The following is a 25,509-nucleotide window of genomic DNA, read 5'->3' on the forward strand; positions in this document are numbered from 1 at the left end:
CGAATCAACTTATATATGAGAAAGAATTTTCAGTTTTCCACGATGATCCTCGGAGCGGCTCTGTTGTGTGGGCCGGCTTTTGCCACAGCACAACAGACAGATAGCGGCGCGAAGCAGGATATGAAGAACGCCGGGCGCGAGACGAAATACGCGGCCCAGGACGCGGCGCACGGAACCAAGCAAGGAACAAAGAAGGCTTACCACAAGACCAAGCGTGGCACCAAGAAGGCGTATCGCAAGACGAAGGATACAACCAAAGGTGCCGTGAATGGTGCCAAGGAAGGCGCTAGAACTCCTGAATAGAGAATTCCTAGAGCAATAGAACTAAAGGTGTTAAAACAATGCGGCCGGCTGCAGTCAAAGACTGCCCGGCCATTCATTGTTTTTCAAGATTTCAGGAAGTTTCCCTCAAAACGAGTGGCGCGATTAAATCCGCTTGCGGACCTGCGCAATGCTCTGCTAAAACGTTTTCGCACGAGTTTTGCATGGTTTTGTGAAGGGAAAATTCGCATGAAAGTTATCAGTCGTCGCCAATTTGGAAAAAGTGTTGCCGCAGCAGCAGCCGCAACTTATGCTGGTCTCTCTTTGCCACGCCTTGCCCTGGGTGAGCCGCATCCGATGCGTCTTGAATACCCCAAGGGATTTCTGTGGGGATGCGCAACAGCGGCGTATCAAGTGGAGGGCGGCGCACAGGCGGATGGTCGCGGCCCGTCGCTCTGGGATGTGTTCTCGCACACACCGGGCAAGACGCACAATGGCGAGACGGGCGACGTTGCAGATGACTCGTATCACCTTTACAAAGACGACGTGCAGCTATTGAAGAATCTAGGCGTCGGCACGTATCGCATGTCTATTTCGTGGTCGCGCGTATTTCCCACCGGCACCGGACAGGTGAATCAAAAGGGCCTGGATTATTACAGCAGGGTTGTGGACGAACTGCTGGCAAACAACATTACCCCGTACGTGACGATGTTTCACTGGGACACGCCTGCTGGATTGCAGGGCGGATGGCAATCGCGGGATACTTCAAAGGCTTTTGCGGATTATTGCGCTTACGTGACGAAGCACTTGGGGGACAAGGTAAAGCACTGGATGACGACCAATGAATTCATCTGCTTTACGGACCTTGGTTACAAAGAAGGCCAGTTTGCACCGGGGATGAAACTCGGTGCGGGTCCGGTAAATCAGATCCGGCATCATGCCATCCTGGCACACGGGCTGGGAGTGCAGGCAATTCGAGCGAATGCTCCGAGCGGCACGCAGGTGGGGCTTGCGGAGAATGCGATCGTGGTAGCCCCCGTGATGGAAACTGATGAGCACATTGAAGCCGCGCAAAAGGCAACGCGCGACGTGAATGCTCCGTTCCTGACGACATTGCTGGATGGCAAGTATCCGGAAAGCTATCTTGCTCACGAAGGAACAAATGCGCCGAAGGTTGAAGATGGCGACATGAAGGCGATCGGCAGCGCCATCGATTTCCTCGGCGTGAATATCTATGTGCCGCTTTATGCACGTGCGGATGGGTCGGCGCAGGGATATGCGATGGAACCGATGCCGACTTCGTTTCCGCATATGGCCTCCCCTTGGCTGCAGCTTGGGCCAGAGTGCATCTACTGGGGCGTGCGCAATGTGTGCGACATCTGGAAGGACAAGGTTCCGGCAATATTCATCACCGAGAACGGAACGTCATCGGACGATGTGCTGACGCCTGCTGGCCGCGTGGAGGATGTTGACCGCGTGATGTATCTGCGCAATCATCTGACACAACTGCATCGCGCAGTGAGCGAGGGTTATCCCGTGAAAGGCTACTTCCTCTGGAGCCTGATGGATAACTTCGAGTGGGCCGATGGGTACTCGAAGCGGTTCGGCCTTCACTACGTTGACTTCAAGACTCTGAAGCGGACGCCGAAGCTGAGCGCAGAGTGGTACAAACAGACGATCGCCAATAACCGAGTGGAATAGTCGCGCAGAACGCGTTGCCAGAGACCCGCGGCCCCAAGGCTGCGGGCTTTTGTTTTCGTGGATGAAGGAAGTGACGGATTCGACCCTGTGTCTCAGCGGGGTATACTGCGAGAAATTCTGAAGGAGATTCCCCGTGAGCCGCTCATTAATTCGGATTTTCGTGTTTGTTGCCGTGGCTGCGTCGATGTACTGGACCGCTGATGGGCAGACAGCTGCCAAGGTTCCCACGATCGATCAATCGCTCGAGATGTACAGCGTGGGTTCGCCCAAAATCTCGCCGGACGGCAAACGCGTGGTGTACGAACAGACGCGGACGAACTGGGATGCAAATGCGTTTGAGACAGACCTTTGGATTGCCGACGTCGCTACAGGAGAACGGCATCAATTGACGACGACTGGGCACTCCTGCAATCCGGCGGAGTGGTCACCGGATGGAAAGTGGATCGCGTTTGTGTCCGACAGGCCAGGGTCTTTGCCGAAGTCGCCAGCGGAGAAGAGACAGCTTTGGATCATGCCCGCGGATGGCGGCGAGGCACAGCAACTTACAAAGATGGAGAAGGGCGTTGGCGGATTCGAGTGGGCTCCTGATTCGCAGCGGATTGCATTTTCGGCGGAGGCTCCAGAGCCGAAGCCGATGAAGGATCGCAAGGAGTCGTTCGGCGATTATCACGTGATTCACGCTGATTACGAGATGACTCATTTGTGGTCGATTGATCTGCCAAAAACGGACGAGGCGGCCCGCGTGAGTGCGGTAGGCGAACCCAAGGAGATCACAAAAGAAGACTCGTTCAGTGTGGAGGAATTTTCCTTTTCGCCGGATGGGACACAGATCGCGTTCAGTGCGGCACGCGACCCTGACTTGATCTCTTCGTTCTCGAAGGACATCTATGTGGTGGCTGTTAAGGACGGCGTGGTGAAGAAGATCGTCGACATGCCTGGACCGGATTCGGATCCGCATTGGTCACCCGATGGGAAGCAGATCGCCTACGTGACTTCGAACGGAGAGAAGTATTTCTTCTACGCGAACCAGAAGATTGCAGTGGTGGATGCGCAGGGGGGAACTCCGCGGGTGATCAGTGATGCGTTCGATGAAGATCCAGATCTGTTGAAGTGGGCACCGGAAGGAATCTACTTCTCAGGCTTGCAGAAGATGAGTTCGTCGCTGTACCTGCTTGATCCCGCAAGCAAGGGCATCAAGAAGATGGCGATGCCGGGCAGTGAGATTGCGGGATCATTTACGTTTTCGAAGGACTTCAAGCAACTGGCGTATCGCGGAGCTGGAACTAATCAATATGCCGAGATTTACGCCACCGCCGCCCTCCCGGAAGGATCACCGAGGCGACTGACACATGCAGGCGGGCAGGAGGCGCAGTACACGCTGGCGAAGCGGGAGGTGGTGCGGTGGAAGTCGGGAGATGGAACGGAAATTGAAGGCGTGCTGTACAAGCCTGCGGATTTCTCTCCGACGAAGAAGTATCCGCTGCTAGTGGTAATTCACGGTGGGCCGACAGGGATCGATATGCCGGTGGTGAGTGCCGATCGCTATTACCCGATCGAGCGATTTGTGGCGAAGGGTGCGCTGGTGCTGCGCCCGAACTATCGCGGATCGGCGGGATATGGTGCGAAGTTTCGTGCGCTGAATGTGCGCAACCTGGGCGTGGGTGACTATGCCGATGTGATTTCGGGTGTGGACTATTTGATTGCGCAGGGATATGTGGACAAGGACCGCGTTGGATCGATGGGGTGGAGCGAAGGCGGATATATTTCAGCGTTCATTACGACGTCGAGCGACCGGTTCAAAGCGGTGAGCGTGGGGGCAGGGATTTCAGACTGGATGACATATTACGCGAACACCGACATCACTCCGTTCACCGCGCAGTATTTGCGCGCAACGCCATGGGACGATCCGGAGATTTACAAGAAGACGTCGCCGATCAGCTATATCTCGAAGGCGAAGACGCCTACGCTGATTCAGCAGGGGAGCGCGGACAAGCGGGTTCCGGTGCCCAATAGCTTTGAACTGCGACAGGCACTTGAGGATCACGGCGTTCCCGTAAAGATGGTGCTGTATGACGGGTTCGGACATCCGATCAACAAGCCGAAGCAGCAGCGCGCGGTGATGGAGGAGAACGAGAACTGGTTTGGCCATTACATCTGGGGCGATCCGCTGGCGCCGGCGCTGACGCCTCGGCCTAACGATAAGAAGGACGATAAAGACCCTGCTGCGAAATAGAGCTCAGGATGGCTCCTGCGAAGCAGCCTCGAGTTGTGCCCATTCGTCGGGGCCGATCGGGAGGGCGGCGGCGGCGATGTTTTCTTCGAGGTGTTTGACCTGCGACGTGCCCGGGATGGGCAACATGACTGGCGAGCGATGCAACAACCACGCGATGGAGAGCTGCGCAGGACTGGCGTCGTAGCGCGCAGCCAGTTGCTTCAGGGTCTGCGCGAAAGGGTGATCGGGCTTGAGCAGCTTGCCGCCGGCGATCGGATACCACGGAAGGAAGGCGATGTTGTGCTGCTCGCACCAGTTCAGCGTCTGCTCGTGGCGTCGGTCGGCGAGTGAGTAACGATTTTGCACGCTGACGATGGGAACGATCTTTTGAGCCTGCTCGATCTCTGCCGGCGTGACTTCGCTAAGACCGATGTGGCGGATCTTCCCCTGTTCCTGCATCTGGCGAAGCGCGCCGAGCGATTCTTCGAGCGGAGTACGCGGGTCGATGCGATGTAACTGGTACAGGTCAATGCGTTCGAGCTTCAAGCGACGCAAGCTCATTTCGACACACTGGATTAAATAGCCGGCCCGCCCAACGTATTCGGTTTTAGCGGGTCCCTGACGAGTGATTCCGCCCTTGGTCGCGATGACGAGACCTGGCGGATAGGGGTGAAGCGCTTCGCAGATGAGGCGTTCGGCGACTTCGGGACCGTAGGCATCGGCGGTATCGATCAGGGTGACACCGAGTTCGACGGCGCGGCAGAGGACGCGACGGGCCTCTTCGGGATTTTGCGGCTCGCCCCAGGCGCCATCGCCAACCAGACGCATGGTCCCAAAACCGAGACGATGGACGGGGAGATCACCGCCGATTTGCAGGGTGCCACCGAGTGAAGTGTTCATGATGGCTATGATGCTTGATGACGGTCGACGGTGAATAGCGGGCAGTGGACAACGAGAACAGACTGAGAGACTAGGGGCTAAAGACTGGGGTCCCGAAACGGGTCGGCGGGAACTCCTTACGTGCTGGGTGCGTATGGTTTAATGCAAGGAACGCAGGAGATGCAGCCATGACGACCACCCCTTATGTGAATGCGCAGGCAGTGTTCTACCAGCAGTACGAGCAGGCGCGGCGAGACGAGGTTGTGGGGATTCTGCTGGCGCTGTTCCTGGGGACGTTTGGAGTCCATCACTTTTATCTGAGAAGGACGGGACTCGGGATCCTCTACATCGTCTTCTTCTGGACGGGAATTCCGACGGTGCTAGGGTTCATCGAGTGCTTCTTTATGCCTGCGCGAGTGCGGGAGTTCAACGCGATCCAGGCGGCGGGCATTGCTGCAGCACTGGGAATCACGATGCCGGCTTATGGGCAGCCCATCAACATCAACGTGAATGTGCCGCCCGGAACCGGTGCGCCCGCGCCGAGTGTTTCCGCAATGACGCAGCCCGGAACGCTGGTGGCATGTTCCAGATGCCAGAAGACGAATCCAGCGGGAGCGAAGTTTTGCTCGGGGTGCGGCGGCGCATTGTAGGAGCCGAGACGAACTAAGAGCGCTCACAGATGGTCGAACTGGTCGACCTCCGACGGAATTACATATTCGCGTGGCCCGAGCGCATGGACTCGTTGAACTGCGGCTTGGTGAAGTTGAGTGCCGCGTCGCGAGCTGCTTCATATTCTGCGGAGCGCGCCATGAGTTGCGGAGTGGCTGCCGCATATTCCCCGCTCAGCGTCATCAGACCTTCACCGGCTTCTTGGCCTGCCATGCGGAGCAGATCGGATTCCGTAGTGTTCAGATATTGGGCATCGCGCGGATCGGCGATCCACACCGGCTTGCCTTCTCCCAGAACGCCGGAAAGCCAGTAGATCTTGCTGAGCAAATAGCGCAAGCGCTCCTGGTCGTCGGTCTCGGTAAAGACAAACTTCTTTTGCCAGCGGCTATAGAAGCGGGTGGTGACGGGGACGGGCTGGCGATTGCCGGACTTGAGGAATTCGAGCTGTCCGAAGTCGACGGTCTTACGAATGGCGTTGTAGACAAAGGTTTCCGCGTAGGGCTGTTCCATGGCCGGAACGATTTCGGCAAAGGTGACGGTGACGGAGGCAGCGACTTTTGCATGCAGGTTGTGCGCACCGCCGTCGGCAATCGAGATCTCACCGTGAACGATGTAAGTGTCGGAGCCAGACGTGGAGCGGTGGAAGGGCCACTGGAATTTGCCGAAGGCGAGGGGCAGGCCGCCCAGAGTAACGTAGCAATCGGGGCGCGGATTGCGCAGGCGCTTGGCTTCCGCAGCGAGGTGGGCTGCCATCTCGGGAAGTAGATTGGCCTTATCGAAATCAAAGGCCTCGGTGAGTTCCAGTTGAAGCCTGCGATCATCGAGTCCCGGTAGACCAAGCTGGAAGACCTGCGTAGGCTGGCCGCTGAGATCGGATCCCTCAGTGGCGGAGACAAGCTTGAGGCCTGCCTTGATGGCGGCCGTTTCAATGGATGAGACGAGATTAGCTTTCGATGTCATGAATGGACCTGCGGTGAATTCGTGTCCTATCCAGTTTAGTGTATGGGGAAGGAATCGGAGCATCGGATGCTGCGGTCGCTGATCGAAGAGCAAGGTTCACGAAGCAAATTCCGACAACCCGTCGCGTACCAGCAATCTAGGGGACGAATTACCCCGGAGCGGGTCTACATACCCGGAATCCAGATTTTGCCGGCAGGTATCAATTCTGTTCCGCCAGGCATTGGGAGCACTTCGTCAGATAGGCAGTAGAAATCGAGCCCTTTATAGCTGGTGAGGTATTGGTACTTCGTAGAGAAGAATCCTCCCTCTGCTGTCACGACCAGGGGATCTTTGGCGCGTGCCAGTATTTTGAGAAAATCTTCCGGCACGACCTGAACGATGGCACCTGAAGCTTTGACGGCGTTTGCGACGGCTGCAGCGGCTGCAGCGGCTCCGGCACCAGCGGCCATGTGCAATTCCTCCTCGACGTGCAGCGATTCTAACAAAGCTTGAGGGATGCACAGGAGGCCAAAGGACGGCATGATTTTTTAGATCTCATTGGAAGAACTGGCCGGGTATTCGACGGAGCGGTAATTCGTGGCCGCGTGCACTTGTTTGAAGTGCGCGTGGCGAAAAGGATCGAGCAAAAGAGACATTTACAATGAGAATGTGCAGGCAGAAGCGTCCGATCCGATTATCGTCGCCGAGAATTTGAGCAAGGTTTACGCCGCTGGCCGGATTATGGTCGCAGCAGTCCGGTCCGTGTCGTTTGAGGTGAAGCGCGGCGAGTTTGTGGCAATCGTGGGGCCCTCGGGATCAGGAAAGTCGACGCTGTTTTATCTACTTGGCGGTTTGACACGGGCGAGCGAAGGCAAGGTTGTCATTGATGGCGTTGACTTTGCGAGCCTAAGCGATGCGGATCGGACGCGGCTGCGCAAGCACAGGATAGGCTTCGTGTTTCAGAAGTTCAACCTGCTGCCCACGCTTTCTGCCATGGGAAATATTGAGATTGCGTATACGGTCAGCGGACGCAAAGAGCCGATGGATCGCGCTTATCTGGAGCATTTGAGCGATCTGCTGTCGATCCGGGGACGGCTGGAGCACCGGCCGTCGGAGCTCAGCGGCGGCGAGCAGCAGCGGGTGGCGATTGCGCGCGCGTTGATAACGCGGCCGTCTATCGTGCTGGCGGACGAGCCGACGGGGAACCTGGATACGAAGAACTCCGATGCGGTGCTGAAGATGCTGGTACGTTCGAATCAGGAGCTTGGCCAGACAACGCTGATGATCACGCACAATCCAGAGGCTGCCTCGATCGCCGGTCGGATTTTGCATATGCGCGACGGCGAGATTATAAGGATCGAGAACGGATTGGGGTATAAGGCAAGCGGGATGGGAACGGCTACTAGCCAGCAGGGCGGAGCAGTTTCAGCGGTTTGACCCGTGTTGGCCAGCCCGGTATACTCGACTTTGCAGTAAGCGGGAGTAGCTCAGTGGTAGAGCATCGCCTTGCCAAGGCGAGGGTCGCGAGTTCAAATCTCGTCTCCCGCTCCAAATCGCCCTCCGGCGCCCGCCGGGTTGGCTACGGCGATGTGGAGCGCTGAAAATAAAGACAGCCCTGCCAAAGGCGCGGTACCCAAGTGGTAAGGGAGAGGTCTGCAAAACCTTTATGCGCCGGTTCGATCCCGGCCCGCGCCTCCAATTCCTTTCAACGCAAAGTTAGAAATTCTCCACTGCGTCATCGCCGGCTGTGATTGCCGTTTGCAAGAGCAGAGGAAGTGCCCGTTCCTGTTTCGGGTCGTCACGTCAGCGTGAGCCAGTTGGCGCTGCAATAATCATCAAGCAAACAAAAGGCGAAGAGGCTAGAATCTCTTATGGGCTTCCCCCCTCAGCTTGCCTGGGCTCACCCGATCGTTGCGGAATGGTTCGTCACCCGGTTTGGAACTCCGACCGAACCGCAGGTGCACGGCTGGCCGAGCATTCTGCAGGCGAAGCCAACCTTGATCTCGGCTCCTACGGGATCGGGAAAGACACTCGCAGCATTTCTGGTTTGCATTGACCGGCTATTTCGCCGGGCCATTGACGGGTCGTTGTCGCCGACAACGCAGGTGGTCTACGTTTCACCGCTGAAAGCTCTCTCCAACGACATTCAGAAAAATCTCGAGGAGCCGCTTCGAGAGATCCAGCAACTGGCGCTGGAGCGCGGAGTTCTTTCAATGGAGATCCGCACTGGTGTGCGCACGGGCGACACGTTGCCAAAAGAACGCGCGGCAATGCTGCGCAAGCCTCCGCACATCTTGGTCACTACACCGGAGTCTCTGTACATACTTCTTACTGCCAAGCGCAGCCGCGAGCGTCTGCATCACGTGGAGACCGTGATTGTGGATGAAATCCACGCGGTGGCCGATGACAAGCGCGGCGCTCATCTTGCACTCTCGCTAGAGCGGCTGGATGCGCTCGTCTGCGGCGAGAATCGACTCTCGCCCGGCTCCTTCATCACTGGTCTGCTGACGGCTCCCCAGCGCATCGGACTTTCTGCCACACAGAATCCCATTGAACTGGTTGCCGATTTCCTCACAGGAACATGCCAAGGTCGCACGCCGGCAACGGTCGTTCAGATGGGCCAGAGACGATCGTTGGATGTGGCCATCGAAGTTCCGAGTGATGAACTGACCTCGGTGACCTCGCATCGGATGTGGGAAGAGATCTTCGACAAGCTAGCGACTTATACGGAAAGTCATCGATCCACATTGGTGTTCGTGAATACGCGACGATTGGTGGAACGAGTATCGTTCGCGCTGGCGGAGCGGCTCGGCATTGAGAATGTGGCGGCACATCACGGATCGCTCTCGCGCAGCTTGCGGCTGGATGCAGAAAGGCGCTTGAAGCGAGGCGAGATAAAAATACTGGTCGCGACCGCTTCCCTGGAGCTTGGAATCGATATCGGCAATGTCGATCTTGTTTGCCAGATAGCCAGCACCCGTGCCATCTCCGTTGCCATGCAGCGAGTTGGACGTGCGGGTCACTGGCGCGGCGCGATTCCGAAAGGGCGGTTGTTTGCAACTACGCGTGATGATCTTTTGGAGCAGGCGTCGCTGATCCGGCAAATGCGATCTGGATCTCTGGACCTTCTTGAAATTCCAGCGCAGCCAATGGATGTGCTGATGCAGCAGATTGTAGCTGCGTGTGGAGCGGAGTCGTGGGACAAGGCCTCTCTGTTCGCGGTGATGCGCCGCGCTTATCCATATCGCAACCTGACCTGGGAACAATTCGAAGAGATTGTCGCGCTTCTTTGCAATGGAATCGAATCGAGTCGCGGCCGCTATGGTGCATACCTTCTGCATGACGGCATTCATGGACAGCTGCATCCACGGCGCGGCGCTCGCATGATTGCCATTTCGAATGGTGGAGCTATTCCAGATACGGCTCTGTTCAATGTGATCTTGCAGCCGGACGGGGTGCAAATCGCGACGCTTGACGAACACTTCGCTGTCGATTCAAGTCCCGGTGATGTGATTCTGCTTGGTAATTCAAGCTGGCGGGTGCAGCGTATTGAATCTGCCGGGCAGGTTCACGTCGAAGACGCTCAGGGTGCGCCTCCCAGCGTGCCTTTCTGGACGGGTGAAGCGCCGCAGAGAACCGATGTGCTTTCGGACGGCGTGAGCGAGTTGCGAAAACAGATCTGCGAGCGCACGTCGGGGGTTTCGCCGGAGTTCATCTCTGCTGCACAGCCTGAAGTCGCGTCCGCGATCGCCTGGCTGATGGAGGCGTGCGGCGTGTGCAAGTGGGGAGCGCAGCAACTGGTGACCTATATTGTTGCCGGGCGGGCGGTGCTTGGCGCTGTTCCGACCAAATCCACCATCATTGCGGAACGCTTCTTCGATGAGGGTGGGGGTATGCAGCTCATTCTGCATGCGCCTTTTGGCGGACGCGTGAATAAGGCTTGGGGATTGGCGCTGCGGAAGCGATTCTGTCGAGGCTTCAACTTTGAACTGCAGGCCGCAGCCACCGATAACGGAATCAACATCTCGCTTGCGGAGCAGCACAGCTTCCCACTATCGGATGTATTCCAGTTCCTCACGGAGATCACAACGCGGTCGTTACTGGAACAGGCATCGCTGGCGGCACCTGTCTTCAAGACGCGGTGGCGCTGGGCGGCGGGGCGCAGTTTGCAATTGTTGCGCAACTCCAAGGGGAAACGTATCGCTCCGCAGGTTCAACGCACCCGCTCAGAGGATCTGCTGGCAAGCGTCTTTCCTCAGGCGGCTGCATGCTTCGAAAACATCGAAGGCGACATTCAGATTCCTGATCATCCCTTGGTCCGTGAAGTGATGGGCGATGTACTTCAGGAGGCAATGGACCTTGAAGGTCTGCTGGTGGTGATGCGCGGCATTCAAGACGGGAGCATACGTTGTCTGGCAGTGGATACGCCGGTGCCATCGCAATTCGCGCATGAGTTGCTGAATGCGAATCCATACGCGTTCCTCGATGAAGCAGGATTGGAAGAGCGCCGTGCGCGCGCGATATCTCTGAAAAACGGCATTCCACAAAGTGTTCTGGAAAAGCCGGGAAAGCTGGATCCGAAGGCAATAGACACCGTTCGCGCGGAGTGCTGGCCCGATATCCGTGACTGCCACGAAATGCATGACCTGCTGATGAGCCTTGTCGTGCTGCCTGTCTCCATCACGGAGCAGGAACGCGCTCGACATTGGATGGATTTTTACGAACGATTGGAGCGCGACGGCAGGGCGCAGACGTTCGAGTGTGGGAGCCTGCGATGCTGGGTCGCGACGGAACGGCTCGCTATGATGCAGGCTTTGTGGTCTGGATCGCCTGATGAAAATGGTGCACGCGAAGAAGCATTGAAGAAATGCGTGCAAGGTTGGATTCAAATTCTAGGGCCAGTCACTGCCGAAGCGTTTGCGCATGAACTTTCATTGAATTCTGCATCTGTGTTTCAACAATTTGTAGCGTTGGAAGCGCAGGGCATTCTTATGCGTGGCGCGTTCGAGAGGGCGGCTGCTGAAGCGGAATGCGAAATTGAATGGTGCGAGCGTCGTATTCTTCAGCGGATTCACAAGCTCACCATCGGGAGTCGCAGGAAACAGGTGGAGGCGGTTTCTCCGAAAATATTCATGAGATGGCTGCTCGGATGGCAGCACCTTGCACCACAGACCCAGCTTGCCGGCGAGGAAGGACTGCTGGAGGTTCTCAACAAGCTCGAAGGATTTGAAGCGCCGGCTGTGGAATGGGAGAAGACAATTCTGCCCTCGCGTGTTGCTAATTACGATCCGCGCTGGCTCGATCGCCTGTGTTTGTCGGGAGCCGTGGGGTGGGGTCGTGTGTCACCTCATCCAGCATTCAGCGCGGGAAACGGGAATGGACCGCGGCGGGTGATTCCCAGCAAGTCAGCACCCATTGCCTTTTATCTTCGCGACACGGCGGCTTGGCTGAATCTGGCGTTGAAAGAGCAAAGCGTTGAGGCTGCAAAACTCAGACAGGCGCTCACTCCAAATGCGTTGAATATCTGGGAATTCCTGGGCCAACGCGGAGCGTGCTTCGCTGAGGATCTTCAGCGGCTGCTTGGTCTGAGTTCGATCGAGACGCAACATGCGTTGTGGGAACTGGCTTCCGCAGGGCTGGCCGCGGCTGACGGCTTCGATCAGTTGCGCGCGATGATCGATCCGGGGCGCGGGTCAGCAGAAAGTCCATCGTATCGGAAGCAGCGGAGTTCGGCGGGAAGATGGTCGCTGTTCAGTTCGGACGCGAAGAATCCAACTGATCCTCTCGAACAGGCTCGCTGCGAGGATGAAGCCGTGGAGTCGGCCGCTCGCATGCTCCTGTCCCGATATGGAGTCGTCTTTCGCGACCTGGTTGAGCTCGAAAGCAACATCCCCCGCTGGGGAACGCTGCTGCGGATGTTCCGCCGCCTGGAAGATCGCGGAGAAGTGCGCGGCGGACGTTTCGTCGCAGGCGGATTCCGAGGCGAGCAGTTCGCGTTGCCCGAGGTTATCGATAGCCTGCGTGCAACAAACAGCCGCAAAGACCATCATGCGGTAAGCATCGCAGGAGCCGACCCCATGAATTTGATCGGCATACTTGTTGCGGGCGAACGCATCCATGCTGTGCCCGGCAGGTCTTTCGTCTTCTCTACAGAAGAGATTGAGAAGCCCATGCCCGTAGCTGCGGCTCCGGTTCACCGTCTGGGGCAGCGCGACCGCGGGGAGCGGAATGCACTGACACGCGCGGCGAATCAAAGCCAGCAAGTGAGCCTGTTTGGCTCTTGAATTTCTAAAAATGAATGGCTATGGTTCTAGCGGTTCTCCCGTGATAACTCCGGTGATCTTCATCGCCGCCATGGAACTGTTGAACGGGTTGGCGTCTGAAGTGAGAAATTCGTCGAACTTCTTAATCGCGGATTGGTATTCCGTATCGATAGCCTTTTTGTCCTCTAAGACTGCGGCGCTTGGCGCATAATCCTCGCCTTCAAGCAGTCCGTCCAGTGCCAGCAATTTTTCGTGAATCTGATCGGGAGTACGCAACGTTGATTCGCCGGCGCCGGCATTGCTGGTTAATACCGCTTCGGCTGCCTTGATCTTCTTCTCGAACTCGTCGATGAGCTTCTTCACTTTCTGCTCGTCGGGCATTCCCTTGGCGGCTGCACGTAAAGCCTCTAGCTGCGCGTGGATTGCGTCGATGCGATTGAGCGCGGCGTCAACCTGCGACAGCTCGTGCAGGGCCGACTCGGTGACGTGGTAGCGCTCTTCCATGTCTGCCTGAACGGCGTGCGCGGTGGGGTCCGCTACTACGACAAATTTCTGCGAATTAGTCTGGCCGGCGACGGTCATGATTGCGGTGTAGTCACCGGGAGGAACGAGTGCACCCGATCTCGGTCCCTTGAGGAAGTCTTTGCCGCTCTCCCAGCGCACAGGACCATCGGCGCGCAGATCCCAACTGAGGCGCTGCAGGCCCTCCTTCGCTGGAACCCACGGGATTTCCTTCGGCTTCTCTGAGGTGCCTTCTTCGCTCGCGGTCTTCCCAGGAGTGAGTTGCTGTTGGGCCTGCGAAGAAGCGGGCGGCTGCGCCGATTTTGCTTCCTGCTGTTCTGAATGCTGTGCATGCACTGGAGAGGTCGATTCAGCCGCCAACGGAAGGTCTTCATCTTCAGGAGGAGCTTCGTCCGGATCGAGCGTGTGTGTTCCTTTCAGCGTTCTTACGATGTGACCAGCGGCGTCTTGAATAACCAACTGACCCGGCTCCTTGGACTCGTGCGCGAGATAGTAACTGAACTCGGCGCCGTAAGGATGATTCTTTCCGTAGAATGCTCCGTCGCCAAGCGCCTCAACCTGCGTCGCGGGCCAGTAGCGAAGAGCGTCCGCTGGCGGAAAGAGTTGAACGGTTTGCTTTTTGATCTCTGGATTGAACTGCTGAAAGGGTGCCAGGTCGTCGAGTATCCACACAGATCGCCCGTGCGTTGCCACGACAAGGCTGTTGTTTTGCGCGTTCAGCGCTACATCATATACGGCGCTGTCAGGCAGGCCCAAGCCAAAGAGATTCCAATGCGCCCCCTCGTCCCAGGACACATATAAGCCGCTTTCGAGGCCGGCATAGTACATGTGGGGATTATGGAGATCGCGCCGCACTACGTGCGCATACACCTGCGGTAAGTCTCCGCTGATCGATTGCCAGCTTGCACCGTAATCAGTGGTCCGAAATAGATAAGGTTTGAAATCGCCGCTGAAATGCCGGTCAACCACAATCAACGCCGTTCCTGGATCGTCCGCTGCCACGTCGATGGAGTCGATGCGTCCCCATGCGGGCACGCTGAGCAAGTGGTCAGAGACGTTGGTCCATTTGGCGCCACCGTCCCGGGTGACGTGCACTTCACCGTCGTCGGTTCCGGCCCAGATCACGTTGGGATCCTTGGCTGATGGTGCGATCACGAGAATCGTGTTGTAGACCTCTGCGCCGGAGTTGTCTTTGATGACCGGGCCGCCGGAGGATTGCTGCTTGTCCTTGTCATTGCGGGTCAGGTCGGGACTGATCGGTTTCCACGTGCGGCCGCGATCTTCGCTCTTGAAAACAACATTGCCGCCCGCATACAGCACCTTGGGGTTTTGCGGGGAGACGGCGAAGCCCGCGTTCCAATTGAAACGGTATTTCTGATCGGCAACCCCGCCGCCATTGAAGTCGCTGGGGTAGGGTTCCATATCGTGTATCTGCTGGCCGGAGCGGTCGAAGGTCATCAGCACCTGGTTCTGAGTGCTGTCGTAAATCAGATTTGGATCGTCTGCTGCGGGAATAGCAAATATTCCGTCGCCGCCATTCAGGGTGAACCAGTAACGATCGAGAATGCCGGTCGGGTCCTTGCTTATGCCGGGGCCGCACCATGCGCTGTTGTCTTGCAGACCACCGCAGATGAGCGTCCATCGATTTCCGGTTGCGCTCACATGATAGAGCTGGCCGATGGCAATGTTATGAATAAAAGCCCAGTGCGCACTGTTATCGCGGGAGAGCGCGATGCCCCCGTCGTTGCCTTCAATGGTGCGTCCACTGCCGGAGGGATCGATCCAGATGGCGTGATGGTCGCCGTGAATCTGCTTTGCGATTGCGTTGAAAGTTTTCCCGCCATCCTTCGATTCCATCAGTAGGTTCGACAAGGCGATGACATGGTCGGAGTTGCGAGGATCGACAGCAATGTGGGAGAAGTAGAACGGTCGCGAATCCACTTCCTCGTTCTTGCTCACCAGCGACCAGTGATCACCGGAGTCGTCGGAACGCCAGAGAACGCCCTCGTTGGAACCCATCACCGCGTAGACCACGCTGGACGCACTGGGTGCGATAGCCAGGCCGATGCGGCCGACTGGCGCCTCAGGCAGACCATGGCCGCTGAGACGCTGCCAGGTTGTGCCGCCATCGATCGATCTATAAATCGCATCTTCTGGTCCGCCGTCGGAGTAGTTCCATGGCGTGCGTCGAAAGCGATATGCAGCCGCGAAAAGCATTTGGGGATTTTCGAGGTTCAAGGCCAAGTCGGATATACCGACACTCGGGCCAACAAATAGGACCTTCTGCCATGTGGCGCCGCCATCGGTAGTGCGGTAGACGCCGCGGTCATCATCGTCGGCGTACGGACTCCCCATCGCGGCCACCAGCACGGTCCCCGGATGTTGAGGATCGACGGCGATCCTGGAGATCTGAAGGCTATGTTCAAGTCCCATCCGCTTCCAGTGCGCGCCGCCATCGGTTGACTTGTAAACGCCGTCACCGAAAGAGACATCGTTGCGTACATTGGCTTCGCCGGTGCCCGCCCAGATAATCTGCGGATTCTGCGGATCGACGGCGAGCGCGCCGATGGATGCGACGCTTTCGTATTGAAAGAGCGCCTTCCAGGTCGTGCCACCGTTGTCGGTGCGAAATATGCCGCCATCCGCCGCGCCAACGTAAAAGACTTCGCTGTTGCCGGGAACACCTGCTACGGCGGTGACGCGTCCGCCGGAGATGGCGGGACCAATTTCGCGGAAGCCCACACTCTTGCGCACGACCATCAGTAGTTGAGTTCGGCCTTCGTTGTTTGCCCGCTGCGGTCCCGCTACGCCTGCGAAGGGTGTCGGAGTCTGCTGTGCCAGCGCGCTCACGAATGTCGAGCAAAGGACCAGACAGAATACTGAACCTGCCCAGCAACGCTGGCAGAAATTCGTCAAATTCATGGCGACCTCTTGAGGCTGGAAGTTTAACATGGGCCCGCTTCGATGGAACTGAAACTGTTGATCGCAGAAAGCGCAGCACGATCGGCCACGCGACGATTGAGGTGAAAAACACAGCGAACAGGACTTAATCAAGCTGTGCAATATAATCCATTGGTTGAGCAAGCAAGCAGGATTGGGGACCTTATATGAAACACTCGCTCGTGAAAGCAGCCGCAGCCGTGGTACTCGCACTCTGTTGCTCAGCCCTTGTAGCGCAGACAAACGGGGCGGCTCCACTGCGCGCGCCTGCAACTCCGCTGATCGTACATGACCCTTATTTCAGCGTCTGGTCCACATCCGATCAGCTCACTGGCGGCCCCACGCGGCATTGGACGGGCACGGCGCAGGAGTTTAACGGCATCGTCCGTGTCGATGGCCAGAATTTTCGATATCTCGGTAATGCCGACGGCTCGGGTCCAGCGCTTGAAGAGACCGATCGCAAATTGACCCCGACCCGAACCATCATCACACTTCAAAATAACAAGATCGAGCTTCGTATCTGCTTTCTCACGCCGGCATTTCCCGACGACATGAAAGTTATGTCCCGTCCTGTCACATATCTCACCTGGGATGTGAAATCACGCGACGGCGCCGAGCATGACGTGACCCTGTATCTTGACGTCGATGGTTCGATTGCCACCAATAACGCGGGGGAGGCAGTTGCTTGGTCGCGCGCCAAAATTCCGGGACTACATCTATTGCGCGTTGGAACGCAAAGGCAACCGATGCTGGAGCAGTGGGGCGACAACGTACGCATTAACTGGGGATATTTCTACCTTGGCGTTCCAGACGCGGACAGCGCTTCGCTCGCGGCCGGAAACGAGAATGATCGGGATCGCTTCAACGATAGCGGCAAGTTGCCGGAAAGCGACGATCTTGATCAGCCGCGTGTACCGCAAAGCCGTTATCCTTCTCCGCCCCTGCTCGATGTTGCGCTGCCACTAGGGAAGGTCGGTTCATCCGGTGTAACACGACACGTTTTGCTTGCTTATGACGATGTGTATTCGATCGAGTACATGCATCAGAAGCTGCTCCCCTATTGGCGCACGGAGTTTCCTACTTTCACCGCCATGCTTGAGGCGGCTGATCGAGACTACATGACGCTTGCGAAGCGCGCCGAGCAATACGATGCCGAGTTGGAACACGATCTCGTGCAAGCCGGGGGCAAAGAGTATGCAGCGATTGCGATTCTTGCTTTTCGTCAAGCAATCGCTGCGCACAAGCTCGTAGAAGACGCTGACGGAATTCCGTTCTTTATGCCCAAGGAGAATTTCAGTAACGGTTCAATCTCAACCGTGGACGTCATCTATCCTTCGGCGCCAATGTTTCTATTCCTGAATCCCAAGCTGGTCGAAGCACAGCTTGAGCCCGTGGCTCGCTATGCGGAGACGCCGCATTGGAAGTTTCCGTTTGCGCCGCACGATCTGGGAGTGTATCCGTTGGCGAACGGCCAGCTCTATGGCGGAGGCGAGATAAGCGAAGACGACCAGATGCCGGTGGAAGAGTCCGGTAACATGATTCTGCTCTTCGCCGCAGTCGCGCACGCTGAACACGACACATCTTTTGCTAAGCGCCATTGGCCGCTGCTCACCAAATGGGCAGATTATCTTCTCGAGAAGGGTTTCGATCCGGAGAATCAACTGTGCACTGATGACTTTGCTGGTCACCTGGCGCACAACACGAATCTATCGATCAAAGCGATTGAAGCCCTGGCGACTTACGCTCAACTGGCGAAGCAATTGGGAGAAGCGAAGACAGCCGAGAAGTATGACGCGGCGGCCAAGTCAATGGCAGCGAAGTGGGTGCAGATGGCTGCCGACGGCGACCACTACCGCCTCGCGTTTGATAAAACCGGCACCTGGAGTCAGAAATACAATCTGGTATGGGACACGCTACTTGGGGTTCACATGTTTCCTGCCGATGTTGCGGCCAAGGAGATTGCGTTTTATAAGACCAAAAGCAATCCCTATGGATTGCCACTCGACAATCGAGCGAAATACACCAAGCTCGACTGGTCGATCTGGTCAGCTACGATGGCGACGAATCCAGCAGACTTTCAGGCGATTGTTCATCCCATCTTCCAATTTCTGAATCAGACCCCGGATCGTATACCTATGACGGACTGGTACGACACGGTGACAGCGCATCATGTTGGTTTTCAAGCGAGATCCGTGGTAGGCGGCGTCTATATCAAGATGCTGGCTGATCCAGAGCTATGGAACAAGTGGGCGGAACGCGGCCTGCGCACGCATTGATCGATTGCATAGGGGCTCCTGATCCTTCAAAAATGATGTCTCGCCGTGGTGGATCACGGCGAGACAGAGAATTTCGGTCGCGGCCGCGTCTACCGCTTGATGATCTTTTCCAGACGAGGGTCCATCCACAACGAAGCAAATTCCTGATCTTTGTAGACTCTGGATAGTTCTGCGAATCGCAGCTCCTTGGCGCGACCCAGATACTCCAAGGCGCCATCGAGATTGCCACGTTTGGCATATGCCTTCGCGATGAGGTAATCGACGCGCGCGCGTTGTTCAGGAGTGCTTACGCGAGCAGAGACCCCCGTCGCACTATCGCTCAGGATGTCGGCATCCAGTTCGATCGCCCTTGCGTATTCCGTCATCGCGCGATCAACCTCTCCCATTCCCAGCCAGGCTTCGGCCAGGTTGAGATGAGCAGGAGCGCTGGACTCGTCGAGTTCGAGGGCCTGTTTCAGGTATTTGACAGCCGGTTTGTACTTCTTGTCCAGATATGCGACGGCGCCAAGATTGTTGAGAGCTGAAATGTTCTTGGGATCCGCTTTCAATGCCTGGCTGAAGTACTTGCGGGCGGGTCCCCGGTCACCTAGTTTCAATTCAGAGATACCGATCTTGTTCAGAAGTGAAGGGTTTCGCGGGTCTGCCCGCAGAGCTTGCCTGTAGTAAGAGATCGCCAGAAAGTAGTTGTTGTGAATTCTTTCGAGGTCGCCTTTCATCTCCGCAGACTTAACTAGCTCGTCGGTCCTGGGGAGATCGAGGGAGGAGTTCGCCCACAATATGGGGGCCGTACAAATAACAAGGCTGGTTGCAATAAGCTTCATCGTAAGAGTCTTCATGGTCGTTCCTCTTCCAGGAGCATTTCGCCCTCGATCGGCCTCTGCATGTTCGGCGATCGGCTCAACATCGACCTAAGTAGACGACTCTTGGCGCGTTCCAGCAACGCTATGCCTGCTACCTGCCCGTTTCATCACCGTTACATACGGTGATCGTGATTGCAGGCCTCTGTTTCGAAAGAGACTTCTGCTTGCCAAAGCGTAGCGTGGGGGAGCAGTTTTTGAGGATTCAACCAGAGGTTAAAGCCGTTACATGGGTCGAGCAGCCCGCTCCCTACACCGTTAAATCCAGGCAACATCAATAAAGTGGAACTAATATGGCTGTGGATTCGAATCTTATGAGTGGATAGCTTGAATTCAAAGCGTCACAAGATGACGACAGGAAGTACCGAAACCGTTGAGCGCGAACTGGAAAGGGCAGAGCTTGCAACCCTGCTGGAAGGGAAGGAGTTCGTTCGCGCCCCTAAACTTGCCCACTTGCTGTCGTACCTCTGCGAGAAGTACTTTGCCGGGGAGGCGAATCAGATCAAGGAGTACTCCATAGCGCTAGAGGTGTTCCAGCGTAGGGACTCGTTTGATCAGGATTCTGATTCCATTGTGAGAGTCGAAGCGAATCGGCTGCGCAAACGGCTCGCGGAGTACTATGCCGGCGAAGGCGCATCCCACCAGGTGCGCATCACTGTTCCGGTGGGACAATACGTACCGAAGTTCGAGAGCAATTTGAGCAGAACTCCGCTTGAACCCCGCACTTCAATTTCTCAAGAAAGCAGCGCAGTCGCCGATACTCTGGCCCTGAAAAAGACCACGGACCGGCAACGCTGGGGACCCAGACAATGGTGGCTCACCGGAACCGTCGGCTTGCTGCTTCTAGGCATGGGCATCACCTTCGGATTGATCCGCGCCCGGAAGGAAAGAAACGCCTCGCCCCCAGTGTCGGGTATTGAAGCGGCTGCGCCACCAGTTGAATCGCTCATAGGGCCTCCAACTGGCCAGGAGATTCGAATCCTGGCGGGCAGTAGCCGAAGCCTGGTCGACCATGCTGGTAAGCTTTGGAGCGCGGATTATGGTTTTTCCGGCGGTGAGGCCTTGAAGACCACCGCCGCGCATATTGCGCGCACGCAGGATCCATTCTTCTATCGAACTAACAGGCAGGGGCAGTTTCGCTACGACATACCGCTGCCGAAAGGTATCTACGAACTGCATCTTCATTTTGCTGAGACAGTGTTCGGGCCGGAATCTGGAGGTTCCGGCGGTGAGGGCAGCCGCATCATGACGGTTCGCGCAAATGGAAAGACGCTGCTAAAACGGTTCGACGTGGTGGAGGATGCCGGAGCGAGCCTCACAGCCGACGTCAAAGTCTTTCCCGAAATCACTCCAGCGTCGGACGGGATGCTCCATCTCGAATTTGCCGGCGAAGATGGTAAGCAGGCGACGCTCTCTGCGATTGAAGTTCTGCCCGGACTTCATGGGCACATACGCCCAGTGCGCCTTCTCGCCAGGCAAACCCCTTACTATTCGAACGACAGCCATTGGTGGAGCCCGGATAACTATTTTGCAGGTGGACAACTCGCGTCGTTCACGACGCCTGTTACTGGCACCGACGATCCTGAACTATTCGAATCGGAGCGATGGGGCAACTTCTCCTATGCAATTCCGGTTGCGCCGGGCAAATACACAGTGACGTTATTCTTTGCGGCGCGACACGATAGCCCTGGAGCATTGTTGAATTCCGAAAACAAAGGTACGGAGGCCGAGCATATTTTTAATGTGTTCTGCAACGGAAAAGTGCTGCTACAAAACTTCAACCTCACGAGGGAAGCGCACGGGACCGCTGCCCAGAGTCGCAGATTCGCTGGACTTGAGCCGAACTCACAGGGAAAGCTGCTCATTGAGTTTGTTCCCGTCGAAGGCTATCCGACTGTCGTCGGAATCGAGGTCCTGCCGCAGTAGCCTTCTGCGCACAGTGTTTCAGTCCCCCCTCTGTTGTTCAATTATTGTGTCGCCGTGTGTCCGATTTTCTTGTCGGCCCACTCGATAAAGTACTTCATATTCGGAGCGTCAGTGTGCCCGCCATCGTGCTGGCGCCAGGCGAGTTGCCCATCGAGGAGTCCAGTGTTTGCGGGCGGCATTTGTGCTGTACGGTAATCGCCTTCGACGGCAAGACCTTTCGCGCCCAGCAAAGTGAAGACCCGGCTCGCGTCCACAGTCGCCATGAAGCTGCCTTTATGATCGAGCCAATTAGCGTCGCCCTTCGCGGGAATTCCATAGCTGATGAATGTCAAGCGCGGCGCGCACAGAGCGATCAGTTCATTGGAATCAACAGGAATATCGCCAGGCGTCATGCTTCCGAATGTTCCCTCAGAGGCGCCGTACTTCATGAAGTTTCCCGCCATCCAGTAGTATTCGCCCCCCGTCAAGCTCTCCACGGCTTCTCCGAAATTGCGACGGAGCAGGGTGGCTCCCCCTTTTCCTGACGAGCCCACCAGCACCATGGCAAATCGCTGATCGAATGCCATCGTGACGAGCGCGGCTTTGCCGTAGCGAGAAACGCCCTCGATACCAACATGCTTTGCGTCTACGGCAGAATCGGTTTCCAGATAATCCAGTCCGCGAGCGGCGCCCCACGCCCACGCCCGTAGCGCGCCCCAGTCTTCAGGCTTGCGCGGTTGCCCTTTGTTGACGAGGCCTATAATCCCGCGCGTAATTCCTGCTCCATCGTCGGCCTGAACGCTGGCGGGGTCGAAGAGAGCAAATCCCCATCCCGCTGCAACCAACTGCCAGGGGTTCGGCAGACCGCCATCTTCATTCAATTGTGGAAATTGGAATGGAGTGGCCTTAATCGGTTGCCACGCGGGATGCTGCTCAAAAACCTGCTTCAATGATGGGTCTTGCTGAATAAGCACAGACTCCCAAGCCTTGTTGATCTTATCGAGATCGCCACCCGCGGGTTCGTTGGGATATGGGAACGCAGCGCGCCCAAACATCATCAACACTGGCACCGGCCCCTTGGCGCGAGCCGGTAATACCAGCATCATGTGCATATGGACGCTGATGTCTGGAGACGAGGAGTTGTCAACAATGCCCTCGACGTCCTTTGCGATCACCGGCGTAAATCCAATCATTTCGTGATCAACGGTGTTGACTGTCCACTTAACCTTTGGGACATTGTTTGGAACCCGGCCATAAACGTACTTCGAAAACATTTCTATCAGTTCTGGACGCCGCTTATCCCACCACATTGCGGGAGTAGTCACCTTCTGTCCGTCGTTCATGGTGAGCGGGTCCGGCACATTCGGGTATGGATTCGCCCGGGACTCGTCGTAGTTGGCGTGATTGGGCGCCTTTTCGTCACCGCTCGGGCCGGGCCGAAGCGCCTTAATGCCAAGCTGGTCCATCATGTTCTGGTGGTCCTGGTCGGACGTGAATGTGACCGGCGTTTGCGCTGCAGCGGGACTTATGACAAATGCGCAAACTGTTGAGACAAGGTAGATCAGTGCAAACTTCAACTTGAAGACCGTCACGGAATGCTCCAGAATGTTATGCTTTGAGCGCTTTCGCAAAGCGATTTACTTGGGGGTCCATATTAAACCTTCCGCGGTGAAGCAGGCACTAAGTTTCTTCGTCTCGTTCTGGTTATGCTTAGCGGGAACGGCTCTCGGGGCGTGGTCGCAAAAGTCGCAAGCCACGATGCCCCGAACTTGGGTTGCGAGTTGGGGCGCGTCTCAGCAAGTCCCTGAACCTCAGAACGCCTTGCCGGCGGAGGACCTCACCGATGCGACAATTCGACAGATCTTCCATCTCTCTGTTGGCGGTTCGGCAGTTCGCGTCCATTTTTCCAACGCTTTCGGAACGGAAACACTTCATGTTGATTCGGTGCACGTTGCGCGGCCAGTCTCGTCAGTCTCCTCTTCGATTGACGCGGCGAGCGACAGGCCATTGACGTTCGCTGGAAGTACTGAGGCCGTGATTCCTCCAGGCGCAGAATTGATCTCAGACCCGATCGACTACGTGGTGGCGCCGCTCTCTGATTTAGCCGTGAGTTTCCATCTGCAATCCCCGCCCGCGCAGCAGACTGGCCATCCGGGATCGCGGACGACTTCCTATTTCATTCACGGCAATGTGGTGAACGCTGCCTCCCTGACCGAACCGAAGCACGTAGATCACTGGTACCAAGTTTCAGAGATTGACGTGCAGACTCCAGTTGGGTCCGCAGCGGTAGTCGTGCTGGGCGATTCCATCACCGATGGGCACGGCGCCACGACCAATGGAAACGATCGCTGGACCGACGTGCTGGCGAACAAACTCCAGAGTTCACAGGCAACGCGCAATATAGGCGTATCGAATCAGGGCATCGGCGGAAATCATCTTTTGACTGACGGCCTTGGGCCAAACGCATTGTCGCGCTTCGATCGCGACGTGCTGGCGCCGGCGGGCGTCCACTGGGTTATCGTCTTCGAAGGCGTGAATGACCTTGGCGGTTTAGCAAGGGACGGCGAAGTGGCTCCATCCCAGCACACCGCACTTGTTGGACGTGTAATCGAGGCCTATCAGCAGATGATTGCACGCGCGCACGCCCATGGCATTCGTGTGATTGGAGCTACGATCACGCCCTACGTCGGATCGAGCTATTATCACCCAGGTCCACTGAGCGAAGCTGACAGGCAAGCCGTAAACCAGTGGATTCGTGCTGCAGGAAACTTCGATGCTGTGCTCGATTTCGACAGCGTAGTCCGCGACCCGCAGCATCCGGATCAGCTTTTGCCTGCGTACGACTGTGGAGATCACCTGCATCCGTCCCCCGCAGGGTACAAGGCAATGGGCAATGCGATTCCACTTGCCCTGTTTCAAGGTGCAGACTGAAATGCGGGCGGCTCTGCCAATTGAGGCTGAGCAGACGGCAATCCTAATGGACACTCGCAAGATCATTCACGTAGATATGGATGCCTTCTACGCATCGGTAGAACAGCGGGATACGCCGCAACTGCGAGGGCAGCCCGTCGTCGTGGCTTGGCGCGGCAAGCGCTCAGTGGTTTGTGCGGCTTCGTACGAAGCGAGGAAGTTTGGAGTCCGGTCTGCAATGCCGGCTGTTCAAGCTGAGCGTTTATGTCCGCACGCAGTTTTTATTCCACCAGACTTTTTGCGCTATCGTGCCGTATCGAGAAGCGTGCGAGAGATCTTTCTGCGCCACACTGACCTTGTGGAACCGCTCTCATTGGACGAAGCCTATCTGGATGTCACCAAAAATAAGACCGGGCTTCCAAGCGCTACACATGTAGCACGCACGATTCGCGAACAGATTCGACAAGAGCTGCAGTTGACCGCATCTGCCGGGATCGCAGCTAACAAATTCCTCGCCAAGATTGCCTCAGACTGGCGCAAGCCTGACGGATTGTTCGTCATCAAGCCGGATGAAGCGATCGACTTCCTCACTCCCCTCGCCGTCAATCGTTTGCCCGGAGTAGGGAAAGTCACGGCGAGACGACTTGCGGATCTAGGGGTGCGGACAGTCGGAGAAATCAGAAGCTTTGAATCTGGTGTTCTACAACAGCAATTTGGTCGCTACGGAATTCGTCTTTTCGAACTGGCTCGCGGAATCGACGATAATCCCGTCGAACCAAACCGGCCAACCCAGTCGATATCCGCCGAAGACACATTTGAATCGGACATACTGTTAGAGGAGACAGACGCCATGATTCGTAGTCTCGCAGAAAAGGTATGGCTGGCATCGCTTAAAGAGCCGAGGACAGCGCGCACGGTCGTGCTGAAGCTGAAAACGGCGGAGTTCAGCATCCTTACACGAAGCCATACGCCTGCTTGGCCTCCGGCTTCCTGCGAAGACCTCGTCAGCATCGCCTTAGCGCTGCGGGAAAAGGTGCTTCTGAGTCCGGGACAGAAATTTCGACTGGTGGGTATTGGACTCTCGAACTTTCGCGACGCCATGACCGACCCAATGGAGAATCGACTGTTTGATTGAGCCAGTCGATGGGTCGTGCTGGAATGATGCCGGTGATCGG

General features: G+C 56.7%; 16 protein-coding genes and 2 tRNA genes. 12 read left to right on the forward strand and 6 right to left on the reverse strand.

The genetic code is table 11. The features are described from left to right. The first annotated feature begins 15 nt into the window (after positions 1–15). From P8935_RS04645 to P8935_RS04655, 3 genes are all read left to right on the forward strand, one after another. Positions 16–303 carry a hypothetical protein gene (locus P8935_RS04645; RefSeq protein WP_348263852.1) on the forward strand — a complete coding sequence of 96 codons (288 nt, stop codon included), beginning with the start codon at positions 16–18 and terminating at the stop codon, positions 301–303. A gap of 207 nt (positions 304–510) precedes the next feature. Next, positions 511–1,962 carry a GH1 family beta-glucosidase gene (locus P8935_RS04650; protein WP_348263853.1) on the forward strand — a complete coding sequence of 484 codons (1,452 nt, stop codon included), beginning with the start codon at positions 511–513 and terminating at the stop codon, positions 1,960–1,962. Positions 1,963–2,095: 133 nt separating this feature from the next. Next, positions 2,096–4,195, forward strand: a complete 2,100-nt coding sequence (locus P8935_RS04655) for a S9 family peptidase (protein WP_348263854.1) — start codon at positions 2,096–2,098, stop codon at positions 4,193–4,195. A gap of 3 nt (positions 4,196–4,198) precedes the next feature. On the opposite strand, the gene P8935_RS04660 is transcribed toward P8935_RS04655, so the two are convergent. Further along, a complete protein-coding gene (locus tag P8935_RS04660) occupies positions 4,199–5,074 on the reverse strand; it encodes an aldo/keto reductase (RefSeq protein WP_348263855.1) in 876 nt (291 codons plus the stop codon). 167 nt (positions 5,075–5,241) lie between these two features. Between P8935_RS04660 and P8935_RS04665 the strand changes: the two genes are divergently transcribed. Then, positions 5,242–5,703 carry an NINE protein gene (locus P8935_RS04665; protein WP_348263856.1) on the forward strand — a complete coding sequence of 154 codons (462 nt, stop codon included), beginning with the start codon at positions 5,242–5,244 and terminating at the stop codon, positions 5,701–5,703. Positions 5,704–5,761: 58 nt separating this feature from the next. Here P8935_RS04665 and P8935_RS04670 read toward each other — a convergent pair whose 3' ends face one another. After that, positions 5,762–6,682, reverse strand: coding sequence for a hypothetical protein (locus P8935_RS04670; RefSeq protein WP_348263857.1), 921 nt, complete (start codon positions 6,680–6,682; stop codon positions 5,762–5,764). Between the two features lie 164 nt (positions 6,683–6,846). Beyond that, positions 6,847–7,131 carry a hypothetical protein gene (locus P8935_RS04675; RefSeq protein ID WP_348263858.1) on the reverse strand — a complete coding sequence of 95 codons (285 nt, stop codon included), beginning with the start codon at positions 7,129–7,131 and terminating at the stop codon, positions 6,847–6,849. A gap of 271 nt (positions 7,132–7,402) precedes the next feature. On the opposite strand from P8935_RS04675, the gene P8935_RS04680 reads away from it, so the two are divergent. The 4 genes from P8935_RS04680 to P8935_RS04695 all read left to right on the forward strand — a co-directional run bounded on the left by P8935_RS04680 (position 7,403) and on the right by P8935_RS04695 (position 12,945). Beyond that, positions 7,403–8,098 (forward strand): ABC transporter ATP-binding protein, encoded by a 696-nt coding sequence (locus P8935_RS04680; protein WP_348265308.1) that lies wholly within the window; start codon positions 7,403–7,405, stop codon positions 8,096–8,098. Between the two features lie 39 nt (positions 8,099–8,137). Further along, positions 8,138–8,212: transfer RNA gene (locus tag P8935_RS04685), tRNA-Gly, on the forward strand. A gap of 72 nt (positions 8,213–8,284) precedes the next feature. After that, a tRNA-Cys gene (locus tag P8935_RS04690) sits at positions 8,285–8,359 on the forward strand. A 173-nt stretch (positions 8,360–8,532) separates the two neighbouring features. Beyond that, positions 8,533–12,945 carry a DEAD/DEAH box helicase gene (locus tag P8935_RS04695; protein ID WP_348263859.1) on the forward strand — a complete coding sequence of 1,471 codons (4,413 nt, stop codon included), beginning with the start codon at positions 8,533–8,535 and terminating at the stop codon, positions 12,943–12,945. An 18-nt stretch (positions 12,946–12,963) separates the two neighbouring features. On the opposite strand, the gene P8935_RS04700 is transcribed toward P8935_RS04695, so the two are convergent. Next, a complete protein-coding gene (locus tag P8935_RS04700; protein WP_348263860.1) occupies positions 12,964–16,368 on the reverse strand; it encodes a hypothetical protein in 3,405 nt (1,134 codons plus the stop codon). Between the two features lie 185 nt (positions 16,369–16,553). Between P8935_RS04700 and P8935_RS04705 the strand changes: the two genes are divergently transcribed. Then, positions 16,554–18,662, forward strand: coding sequence for a DUF4965 domain-containing protein (locus P8935_RS04705; protein ID WP_348263861.1), 2,109 nt, complete (start codon positions 16,554–16,556; stop codon positions 18,660–18,662). 89 nt (positions 18,663–18,751) lie between these two features. On the opposite strand, the gene P8935_RS04710 is transcribed toward P8935_RS04705, so the two are convergent. After that, positions 18,752–19,498 (reverse strand): tetratricopeptide repeat protein, encoded by a 747-nt coding sequence (locus P8935_RS04710; protein ID WP_348263862.1) that lies wholly within the window; start codon positions 19,496–19,498, stop codon positions 18,752–18,754. A 348-nt stretch (positions 19,499–19,846) separates the two neighbouring features. On the opposite strand from P8935_RS04710, the gene P8935_RS04715 reads away from it, so the two are divergent. Continuing rightward, complete coding sequence (locus P8935_RS04715; protein ID WP_348263863.1) at positions 19,847–21,445, forward strand: malectin domain-containing carbohydrate-binding protein; 1,599 nt, start codon at positions 19,847–19,849, stop codon at positions 21,443–21,445. Positions 21,446–21,486: 41 nt separating this feature from the next. On the opposite strand, the gene P8935_RS04720 is transcribed toward P8935_RS04715, so the two are convergent. Next, positions 21,487–23,016 (reverse strand): acetylxylan esterase, encoded by a 1,530-nt coding sequence (locus P8935_RS04720; RefSeq protein ID WP_348263864.1) that lies wholly within the window; start codon positions 23,014–23,016, stop codon positions 21,487–21,489. A gap of 166 nt (positions 23,017–23,182) precedes the next feature. Between P8935_RS04720 and P8935_RS04725 the strand changes: the two genes are divergently transcribed. Then, positions 23,183–24,355 carry an SGNH/GDSL hydrolase family protein gene (locus tag P8935_RS04725; protein ID WP_348263865.1) on the forward strand — a complete coding sequence of 391 codons (1,173 nt, stop codon included), beginning with the start codon at positions 23,183–23,185 and terminating at the stop codon, positions 24,353–24,355. A 1-nt stretch (position 24,356) separates the two neighbouring features. Further along, positions 24,357–25,469, forward strand: coding sequence for a DNA polymerase IV (dinB, locus tag P8935_RS04730; protein WP_348263866.1), 1,113 nt, complete (start codon positions 24,357–24,359; stop codon positions 25,467–25,469). Positions 25,470–25,509: the final 40 nt, after the last annotated feature.

The organism is Telmatobacter sp. DSM 110680 (genome assembly GCF_039994875.1).
Lineage (GTDB): Bacteria > Acidobacteriota > Terriglobia > Terriglobales > Acidobacteriaceae > Telmatobacter.